Genomic DNA, 9,860 nt, shown 5'->3' with positions numbered 1-9,860 from the left:
GGTTGAGTATTTTATTCTTTAGACACTATAAATATACTCATTTTCAGTGATATATGAAAATCCCTATGCCTTTTTTATGCCTTAATAGCAACTCCTGTTTTTAACTTGCGAAACTTCAATTTCTTATAATTATTATAGATAAAATCGGAAAAAACGTAATCATTATTCAATATCGGATAAAAAAAGTTCAACTGCTCTTCAGGCGAATAAATTCGTTCAATAAGAAACATTAGTTCCTTTATCTTTAGAGAAAAGAAATCAGCATCTGTAAATCCTACAGAAAAGGCTTCTTTTAATAAATCAACATAATTGATCAGCATCGGTTTTATTTCTAAAACATAGAGACTATCCGATAATTGAACATTTCCCAAAAGAGTCTGATTATCTTCCGTTGATTTTATCGCAGAGATATATGAAATATCCAAATGGCTTCTGAAAGGAAGCACCAGCATTTCGGAAGTAGTAAGGGCTACCCTTTCATAATACTTGCCTTTGGGTACAAGAAACATGGAAGGAGCATCTACGTGGAATGGTTTATTCGGCTCAATTTGTATCCGGACTGAACCTTTAGTCAAAAAAACAATCAAATGATTTTTCGTAAACAGGTCAATTTTATCTTCCGGATCAAATTTTGTTAAAACAAAGCGATTCTCTGTATTTTCCAGATTAGAGCAATAAGTCTCTAAAAGAGATTTTTCATTCATAATAACGGCTAAATTAAAAATATCATTCGTGTTAAATAAAGTACGGCAAAAGTATATTTTTCACCAAAAAGAGCAGTGCGAAAAGATGCAACAAAAGTACAACAATATGAATTACAAGAAGATTAACCACTAAATACGAATAAATTTCGTCCTGATATTTTTTTATATATTTGTACTTCAAAAGCTGTTTTAATATCGTTATTATAGTTGAAATTTTATTTTGTTTACAATTTATTAAAAAGAGACTTAATGAAGAACAAATTTTATATAATTGCACTTTTCTTTTTAATTACGACACCCATATCCTTATATTCTCAAAAAACACGATCTGAACAAAAACATATTGTTGACAGTTTGCTGGCTACCTCTTTCCAACATTTCTTAAAAGTAGATTTATTTAAGAACATTGAAACAGCAAGTCAGGCTCTTAATTTAAGTAAAGAATCAGATTACTCCTATGGAAAGGCAAGATCATATTTTTATTTAGGAAGGGCATTAAGTTACCTTGGGGAATACAACAAGTCTCTTGATTTTTTACAATTAAGTGAAAACGAACCATACACACAAGAGAATTCAGATCTGCACTCTGAGATATATCGGATCAGAGGACAAATATTTATGTATCTCGGATTACCTTCTGCTTCAATCAAAGAATTCAGAAGGGGACTTAATGAAGTTATGCTAATCACAGAAACAAAGATAAAACTGCAATTAGAGAGTTTAGCATACGAAAACCTATGTATATCTTACAAAAACGCAGGATTAGACGACTCTATGTTTTATTATCTTAATAAGAACAAGGACATTTTACAAAATACAGAAATACCCTATGCGCAAAGTAACAGATTGAATTTGTACACCTTATACGGTGATTATTATTCAATGAAAAAGCAGTATGATTCTGCAAGCTACTATTTTAATCAATCATTAAAAGTTGCCAGAGAAAATAACCTCAATTACAGGTCTTGGGTATATAGGCACTTAGCAGATATGCAGAATGCAAAGGGAGAACCAGACTCTGCCTTGCTTTATTATCATATGGCTTTGGAAAATCTGGAAGAAACTAAAATGAAAAATGAATTTCAGGAATTGTATGAACAAATTTCCAAAGTTTATTCTGAAAAAGGGTTAAAAGATAGTGCAAAGGTTTACAAAGACAAGGCTGTTACTGTTGAGAATGAACTTTTAAACGCTAAGCAGGATGCAATAGAAAAGGCTTTGAATATAATCATTCAGGAAGAACAACAAGCGGTTAAAAATCGCAGTCAAAAGCTTTTAGCAATGTGGTTTTTGGGTTTTATAGCTATAATTGTTTTAGCTGGAGCTATATGGGTAAAATATAGACGTAGTCATCAAAAAATATTAGAAGAGAAGGAAAAGGAGGTGAAAGTTTTAGAATCAAAACTAAATAACACGATTTTGGATCTTACGGAACTTGCCAAGTCAAACGACAGCTCCTTCATCCCCAATTTTAGAGAAAGATTCCCTGAATTCACAAAAAACTTATTGGCGAAGCATCCGGATTTAATTAATTCGGAATTTTGGTTTTGCGCAATGATCTTCTTAGATTTTTCGTCAAAAGAAATAGCTCAATACAGTTTTGTAGAACATCGTTCAATACAAATAAGAAAAAGCAGGCTAAGGAAAAAACTAAATATAGATTCTGAAACTGACCTATATCTTTATATTAAGTCTTTTAAGTGATAAGAAAGGATTGAAATCATTGTAGCTTTTCATCAATCTTCATTCAACGTATTTTCCGTAATGATCAATTGTTTCCTTAATTTTCCGGGAGGACAACCAAAGCAACCCTTACAATAATTATTAAAATGAGTTGTTGAGCAGAAACCGTATTCCAGACTTATTTCCTTCAGAGGTTTATCTGTTTTTAAAAGGTCCTCATAGATAGCTGTTTTTTTCTGTTCTTTTAACCACAGAGATGCTGATTGAGAAAAAACTTTCCGGAATTTCTTTTCAAATCCCGATATACTGTAATCCATAAGTTCTGCAAGTTGTCTGACACTCTTTGCTCTTTTATAATTTTTCCGTATAAAACTTAAAAAATAAAATTCATTATTAATTATTACCGAGAAAAAGCCTTGTTTTTCTTCTATAGAATAAGTCATATCAATAATAAGCATGAGTTCTGCTATTTTCAGTTTCATATATTCCTTATTCAGGAAACCAAAGCTAAATAATTCATTCAATAATATCAGATAATTTTTCACATACACATTTAGTGGAAGAATAAACTTATCTTTCATCCGGGTTGAAAGATTACTTCTAAAAGGTAATTTAATATCTAAATGATCAATAACAGAAATGATAACTATTGAAGAAGGTAGTAATGCAACACTCCTGAATGCACTTCCTGGAGAAAGCAAAAAAAATGAAGGCTGATCAAGTTCTTTTCGCTTCTCTCCATTAATTGAAAAACGAATATGACCTTCTTTAAAAAAAACAAATGAATGTTTTTCTGCTATATAATCTATTGCTTCTGAAGTTTTTTCATGCGAAATAAAAATTATACCACTATAATCTTCGCCCTGACATGAAGCATATTGATTTAATGATGCATTCATCGTATTATTCTTTAGTTCAATATTAAGTGTAAAAAAACGAGTCTTATACCGGATCCATAAAACAAGTGTAAGGAATCCGAAAACAAAATAAACGAAATCTGTACATAAAACACAAAAACACATCATAAACAAGTTTTCACAGAAGACAGCTTCGTAAAATCAGTTATTCACGTATCTTTGAGGTTAACAATAAAAAAATAAATCTCATATCAATAGACATGAAACAATACAACTTTGACCAAGTGATTGACCGAAAAGGTACTGATTGTATTAAAGTAGATCTCTTGGAAGAACGCTTCGGCAGAGATGATCTGACCGCTTTATGGGTGGCAGACATGGACTTTCGCACACCGGACTTCATAGTTAACGCCATCCGCAAACGGTGCGAACATGAAGTTTTCGGCTATACTTATGCTTCTCCGGAATATTACAACAGCATCATAGAATGGTTACAATACAAACACGGATGGACGGTAGAAAAAGAATGGCTCACTTATATTCCGGGGATTGTTAAAGGAATAGGCTTTGTGCTACAATGTTTTACCAAGCCCGGAGATAAAGTAATTATACAACCTCCTGTTTATCATCCCTTCCGCTTGGTTCCAGAACATATGGGCAGGGAAGTTGTCAATAATCCTCTAAAGCTTATTAATGGTCAATATGAGATGGATTTTGATCATCTCGAATCAATTATTGATGACAAATGTAAAGTGTTCATACTGTGCAGCCCTCATAATCCCGCCGGCATAGTCTGGAAGAAGGAAACATTAGCAAAACTGGCAGAAATTTGTGCAAAGCACAATATATTGGTCATTTCGGATGAAATACATGCAGAGATGGCTTATCCGCAATTCAGGCATCATCCGTTTCCTACTGTTTCTCCTACAGCCGCAGCCTGTAGTATTACCTTTATGGCTCCAAGTAAAACATTCAATATTGCAGGAATAGTAACTTCTTACGCAATAGTACCCAACGACAAATTACGAAACACGTTTTATAGCTTTCTGGAAGCAGGAGAATTATCAGATGGTACCATCTTTGCCTATACAGCTACTACAGCTGCCTATACGTATGGTGCCGAGTGGCTACAACAAATGCGTTCTTATATCATGGAGAACGTCCGGACGGTGGATGTATATTTAAAAGCTTCTATTCCTAAGATTAAAGTCTATCAACCTCAAGCCTCATTTCTTGTCTGGTTGGATTGCAGAGATCTGAACCTTACGCAAGAAGAACTTGTTTATTTATTCAAGGACAAGGCCGGATTGGCTTTAAACGATGGTAAAATGTTTGGTTCCGGTGGTGAAGGATTCATGCGTATGAATGTAGGCTGCTCAAGACTCATCATAGAACAAGCATTGAAAGCATTAAAGGACGCAATCGGTAAAAAATAATATTGTACCTTTGTCCGGATTATTATTATCAAATTAAGATCAAATAAAAATGAAGATTTCAACAAACAAGTCCGTAGCAGTAACATACGATCTGAATGTGGGCGAAGGCGAAGAACGCGAATTAATGGAAAAAGCAACTGTCGAAGCTCCATTGAAATTTATTTATGGTGCAGGTCTAATGCTTCCTGCATTTGAGAAAGCACTAATGGGACTTGTAGAAGGCGATACGTTCTCTTTCTCTCTTTCCCCTGAAGAGGCTTACGGCGAATACAACGAAGAACATGTATTGGATCTTCCTAAAGATATTTTCCTTGTTGAGGGGAAATTTGATGCTGAAACTATAAAAGAGGGTAACACCGTTCCAATGATGGACTCGAATGGAAACAGAATGAATGGTTCTGTTCTTGAGGTTAAAGACGATATTATTATTATGGACTTTAATCATCCATTAGCTGGTGAAACTCTTCATTTCAGTGGAACAGTGATCAACGTACATGAAGCAACTGCTGAAGAAATAGCAGCATTGTCTGCATCTGCAGGAGGTTGCGGTTGTGGAGACGAAGGTTGTGGCTGTGGAAGCGATGAAGAAGAAGGTGGTTGTGGATGTGGATGTGGTAGCTGTCACTAATACATGAATTCTTTTGGAAATATATTCAGACTGACTTCGTTCGGTGAATCGCATGGAGCGGGAATAGGTGGCGTAATAGATGGATGTCCTGCCGGTATCAAGTTGGATATGACCTTTATTCAACAGGAATTAGACAGACGGAAACCGGGTCAGTCACGTATTACCACTCCACGTAAAGAAGACGACGAAGTTCAGTTTCTTTCCGGCATTTACGAAGGAAAAACGACAGGTACACCGATTGGTTTTATTGTATGGAATAAAAATCAGCATTCGTCTGATTATGATAATATGAAAACGGTTTACCGACCTTCGCATGCTGATTATACTTACCAAACCAAATACGGCATACGTGACCCTCGCGGAGGTGGACGTTCTTCTGCCCGTGAAACTATTGCCCGCTGTGTAGCCGGAGCGATAGCAAAATTAGCTCTGAAGCAATTTAATATTAATATACAGGCTTATACTTCTCAGGTTGGCGGGATTAAACTTTCAGGAAATTATACAGATTATGATCTGAACAGAACTGAAACCAACGCTGTTCGTTGTCCTGACCCTGCAAAAGCAGAAGAAATGGAAACATTGATTGCTGAGGTGAAGTCGAAAGGTGACACTATCGGAGGAGTTATTACTTGTGTTGCCAAGGGTGTTCCAACAGGATTGGGCGAACCTGTTTTTGGTAAACTGCATGCCGCTTTAGGACATGCCATGTTAACGATAAATGCCGTAAAAGGGTTCGAATACGGAGATGGTTTTGACGCTGCTCTTTACAGAGGGTCTGAGCGAAACGACCGTTTCTTCAACGATAATGGTAAAATAAATACACGGACAAACCATTCGGGGGGTATCCAAGGGGGTATCTCGAATGGTCAGGACATCTATTTCCGGGTTGCTTTTAAATCGGTTGCGACTATTCTTATGGAGCAAGATACCGTCAACAAGGAGGGTGAAGAAACCATCCTGAAAGCAAAAGGAAGGCATGATCCGTGTGTGTTACCGCGTGCTGTCCCCATTGTGGAAGCAATGACGGCTATGACCTTATTAGATTATCTTTTGATACAAAAGACACATCAATAAAAAAGGATTGCTATGAAGCAATCCTTTTTTTATCTATTCTTATTTATATACAGGTCCGTATGTGTTGCATGCCCGATAGTCCGAACCTTCCGCATCCGAGCCAAATGCACTCCACGCAGAAGGGCGGAAGATCTGAGATTCTTCAATATTATGCATACTAACAGGAATACGAAGCATGGAAGCTAATGCAATAAGATCGAGGCCAATATGTCCATAACTGATTGCTCCATGGTTTGCTCCCCAATAATTCATAACAGAGTAAATGTCTTTGAAACGCCCTTTCCCTGTTATTCTCGGAACAAAGAATGTGGACGGCCAGGTTTTATCCGTACGTTTATCGATCAGATCAAATACATGATCGGGGAATCGGGCAGTCCATCCCTCGGCTAATTGAAGAACCGGGCCAAGCCCTTTTACAAGATTCAAACGACACATGGTCACGGGCATATTTTCTTTGGTCAAAAACTTTGAAGAATACCCTCCTCCGCGAAAATATTCCAGATTAGCTGGATACCACTTCGTAGATTTAAGCATTTTATCCACTTCAGTTTCAGTAATCTCCCAGAATGGTTTCATTGCCGGTTTACCATCTTTGGTTTGCTGACCGGTTCCATCAAGAGTACAAGAGCCGGAATTGATCAGGTGAATGGCACCATCTTTAAGCAATCCATCCGGCTTCCATCCGCTTATTCTTTCAATAGCATCCGGACTCCAATACGTACGTACATCGGCAAACATCTGCGAAGTATTGGTTAACAACTGATTAAAAAGCATACTGAGTCCATTTAAATGATCGTTTTCTGTTGCAAACGTAAATGGTTTCCGGATTCCATTCCAATCGAAGGACGAATTCAATATCGCCTCCGAGAAATCACCATTCGGCAGGAAATCCGTCCACTGTCGTTGCCCTTGAAATCCACCACAAATAGCATTATGCCCCATAGCTTCCTCTTCATAACCCATCTTTGCAAGTTTTGGATTCCCGATTAACAGATCACGCATAATAAGCGTCATTTTCACGACAAATTCCCAATCCTGCTCTTTTTCCTCTCTGCTTTTTTTCAAATGCTCGGGATTATAATCTTCTCCTTCATTTACCACGCAGTGTTTTTTTGTCCATTCCAAGGCTTTATGGTATTCTTCTTTGTCGTAAATTTCCAGTTTAATACGACGACTTAATTCGGTGGAGTCAACAAATTCTGCTCTTAAACCAAGATACTCCTGCAGAAAGTCGGGATCAACAATCGAACCTGCGATACCCATAGATACGGCTCCAATAGCGAGATAAGATTTACCTCTCATCAATGCAACAGCTAAACCGGCTTTCGCAAAACGAAGCAATTTGTCCTTTACATCATCCGGAATCTCTTTCGAATCAATATCTTGTACATCTCTGCCATAAATACCAAAACAAGGAAGTCCTTTTTGCGTATGCGCCGCCAAAGCAGCTGCCAGATAAACAGCACCCGGTCGTTCGGTTCCATTAAAACCCCAGATTGCTTTAGGTATAAGAGGATTCATGTCAATCGTTTCCGAGCCATAACACCAACAAGGCGTTACGGAGAGACTAAGACCTACATTCTCTTTTTCAAACTTGGCAGCACAATCCGCAGCTTCTTTTACACCTCCGATACACGTATCCGCAAGGATACATTTTACAGGCGAGCCATCGGGGTATTTTAAGGTTGACGTATATAATTCAGCTACGCTTTTGGCCAGATTCATGGTTGTTTCTTCTAAGGCTTCCCTCACACCTTTTCTTCGTCCGTCAATAACCGGACGGATACCGATCGTTGGATAATTCGTATTCATAGCGTTATAATTTAAAGTGATTAACAATATTCTTAGAATTTCAGTTGCACATATTTTATTTTCTCCCGGTTATAAGTATAAACGGCATGAACTATACCTTCTTTATCTTGTATAATAGCCGGATAACTGAACTCTCCCGAAGAATGATCTTCCAAGTCAACTAATTTTTCCCAAATTTTCCCGTCATAGGAGCCTGCAATAGCTAATTTGTTTCTCCCCTCTGTTATTGGATTATAGATAATAACCTGCAAACCATTTTTTAATGTTACAGCATCTGTTCCTGAGTTATTATTGGGCAACTCAGTAGGCATTAATTTAGACCAGGTTTTACCATTATCCTGAGACCAGGATTCGACTACATATTTATCTTTTGTACGACAAAGTATTTGCATAGCACCATCTTTATAAAAAAGCACAGATGGCTGGATCGCGTTAAACCCGTTATTGTCTATTTCTATTTTCTCCCAGTTGGTCAGGTCTTGATTAGACATCTCCATATAAACATTCCATTTTCCAACTATCTCGATACTGGTAGGATAAAGGATTTTATGTCCCGGAATACTTACGGGTTTATTTTTGATCGGTCCGAGACAACCTCGCGGAATAGCAGTTGATGAAGACCATGTTTTACCTTCATCGGTTGATATTTTATATTCCCCCCACCAGGTACTGGGACTCGGCCCTACTTTATAATAAAGAATAAGATCTCCATTTTCACGTTTAAATAATACCGGATTCCAGGAAGGGTATCTTTGTGATTCATTCTGAACGCCATCAGCTAACATAACCGGATCACTCCATTGTCCGTTTTTAAAACGAGAAGAATAAATGCTGACATCAGGATGCCTTTCATAACTTCCTCCAAACCAAGCAGCCAATAAACCATCTTCTGTTTCAACAATCGTTGAAGCATGCGCTGAAGGAACATCTTTCGGAGCACGGATAATCTCAGACCGTATAAATTCCGGCTTAATAGTACGCAGTCGCTCTCGCTTTTTCTCATCTAATAACTGTGAGGCTTCCTCGGCATTATCTGTGAATTTATCATTTGTTGCACGTACATCTGTAGCAACAATATCAACTCCCCGCCAGATCGCTTCACGACAAGAAACTCCCGCGAACAACTGTCCGACAGAGATCAGTAACACGGACAAGATCAGTCCTAATTTAGTGCTTCTCAAAATCATAAAATATAAAACTTTAGGTAGTACATCAGAATTATAATAAGTAGATAAAACGAATTATACTAACAAACCTATCGATAAAACACTTAATCAAAATCGCAAACCAAATGTTATATAACATCATTTCTTCATTATTCCGGATCAGTCCGAAACCCCGGTTGTTATTACACTTGGATTATGTCGTTTTTAATGGGATTACCTCGATAAGGTAAAACAAATCATGGACAGCAAATATAAAAAAGTGAAATAAAAAACAAAATAATAGCAAAATTTGTCATTTTCAGACAAATTGTCGTCGGCTTCAACAGCGTTGTTTTAACGCGCTTTATTAAATAAAATGACAATATATGTACCCGAAAAACAAACACCGAAAAACCACACTTAAAACGCACGATACGGCATGCCCGTTTTTTTTGAATTATCAAAATTGAACAAAAAAAGGCAATGGATAAAATCTCCCTATTCTTTTTGGAAAAAGATTC

General features: G+C 37.0%; 8 protein-coding genes. 4 read left to right on the top strand and 4 right to left on the bottom strand.

What is annotated here, in order from left to right; all coding sequences use genetic code 11:
* Positions 1-74: 74 nt before the first annotated feature.
* On the bottom strand, positions 75-704 hold the full coding sequence (locus tag PHT93_RS14445) for a hypothetical protein (RefSeq protein ID WP_300244325.1): 630 nt from the start codon (positions 702-704) through the stop codon (positions 75-77).
* A 207-nt stretch (positions 705-911) separates the two neighbouring features.
* Here PHT93_RS14445 and PHT93_RS14440 point away from each other — a divergent pair, with 207 nt between their 5' ends.
* Positions 912-2,408 carry a tetratricopeptide repeat protein gene (locus tag PHT93_RS14440; protein WP_300244323.1) on the top strand — a complete coding sequence of 499 codons (1,497 nt, stop codon included), beginning with the start codon at positions 912-914 and terminating at the stop codon, positions 2,406-2,408.
* A gap of 32 nt (positions 2,409-2,440) precedes the next feature.
* On the opposite strand, the gene PHT93_RS14435 is transcribed toward PHT93_RS14440, so the two are convergent.
* Positions 2,441-3,286, bottom strand: a complete 846-nt coding sequence (locus PHT93_RS14435; protein WP_300244321.1) for an AraC family transcriptional regulator — start codon at positions 3,284-3,286, stop codon at positions 2,441-2,443.
* 218 nt (positions 3,287-3,504) lie between these two features.
* Between PHT93_RS14435 and PHT93_RS14430 the strand changes: the two genes are divergently transcribed.
* The 3 genes from PHT93_RS14430 to aroC are packed head-to-tail and all read left to right on the top strand — an operon-like array spanning position 3,505 to position 6,382.
* Entirely contained in the window at positions 3,505-4,680 is a 1,176-nt protein-coding gene (locus PHT93_RS14430) for a PatB family C-S lyase (RefSeq protein ID WP_300244320.1), read from the top strand.
* 49 nt (positions 4,681-4,729) lie between these two features.
* The gene (locus PHT93_RS14425) at positions 4,730-5,308 is read left to right on the top strand and encodes an FKBP-type peptidyl-prolyl cis-trans isomerase (protein WP_300244319.1); all 579 of its coding nucleotides are present in this window, start codon (positions 4,730-4,732) and stop codon (positions 5,306-5,308) included.
* A gap of 3 nt (positions 5,309-5,311) precedes the next feature.
* A complete protein-coding gene (gene aroC / locus PHT93_RS14420) occupies positions 5,312-6,382 on the top strand; it encodes a chorismate synthase (protein ID WP_300244318.1) in 1,071 nt (356 codons plus the stop codon).
* A 39-nt stretch (positions 6,383-6,421) separates the two neighbouring features.
* Here aroC and PHT93_RS14415 read toward each other — a convergent pair whose 3' ends face one another.
* The gene (locus PHT93_RS14415) at positions 6,422-8,194 is read right to left on the bottom strand and encodes an L-fucose isomerase (RefSeq protein WP_300244317.1); all 1,773 of its coding nucleotides are present in this window, start codon (positions 8,192-8,194) and stop codon (positions 6,422-6,424) included.
* Positions 8,195-8,226: 32 nt separating this feature from the next.
* A complete protein-coding gene (locus PHT93_RS14410) occupies positions 8,227-9,381 on the bottom strand; it encodes a sialidase family protein (RefSeq protein ID WP_300244316.1) in 1,155 nt (384 codons plus the stop codon).
* Between the last annotated feature and the right edge of the window lie 479 nt (positions 9,382-9,860).

Source organism: Massilibacteroides sp., from assembly GCF_028705895.1.
Lineage (GTDB): Bacteria > Bacteroidota > Bacteroidia > Bacteroidales > Tannerellaceae > Massilibacteroides.
Note: the sequence above shows the minus strand (reverse complement) of the source record. Positions and strands in the feature narration are given on the sequence as shown.

Excerpts from the sequence above, each read along its gene's own strand:
- PHT93_RS14425 (WP_300244319.1), top strand. The coding sequence starts at position 4,730 with ATGAAGATTTCAACAAACAAGTCCGTAGCAGTAACATACGATCTGAAT.
- PHT93_RS14445 (WP_300244325.1), bottom strand. The coding sequence starts at position 704 with ATGAATGAAAAATCTCTTTTAGAGACTTATTGCTCTAATCTGGAAAAT.
- aroC (WP_300244318.1), top strand. The coding sequence starts at position 5,312 with ATGAATTCTTTTGGAAATATATTCAGACTGACTTCGTTCGGTGAATCG.
- PHT93_RS14430 (WP_300244320.1), top strand. The coding sequence starts at position 3,505 with ATGAAACAATACAACTTTGACCAAGTGATTGACCGAAAAGGTACTGAT.
- PHT93_RS14435 (WP_300244321.1), bottom strand. The coding sequence starts at position 3,286 with ATGAATGCATCATTAAATCAATATGCTTCATGTCAGGGCGAAGATTAT.
- PHT93_RS14410 (WP_300244316.1), bottom strand. The coding sequence starts at position 9,381 with ATGATTTTGAGAAGCACTAAATTAGGACTGATCTTGTCCGTGTTACTG.
- PHT93_RS14415 (WP_300244317.1), bottom strand. The coding sequence starts at position 8,194 with ATGAATACGAATTATCCAACGATCGGTATCCGTCCGGTTATTGACGGA.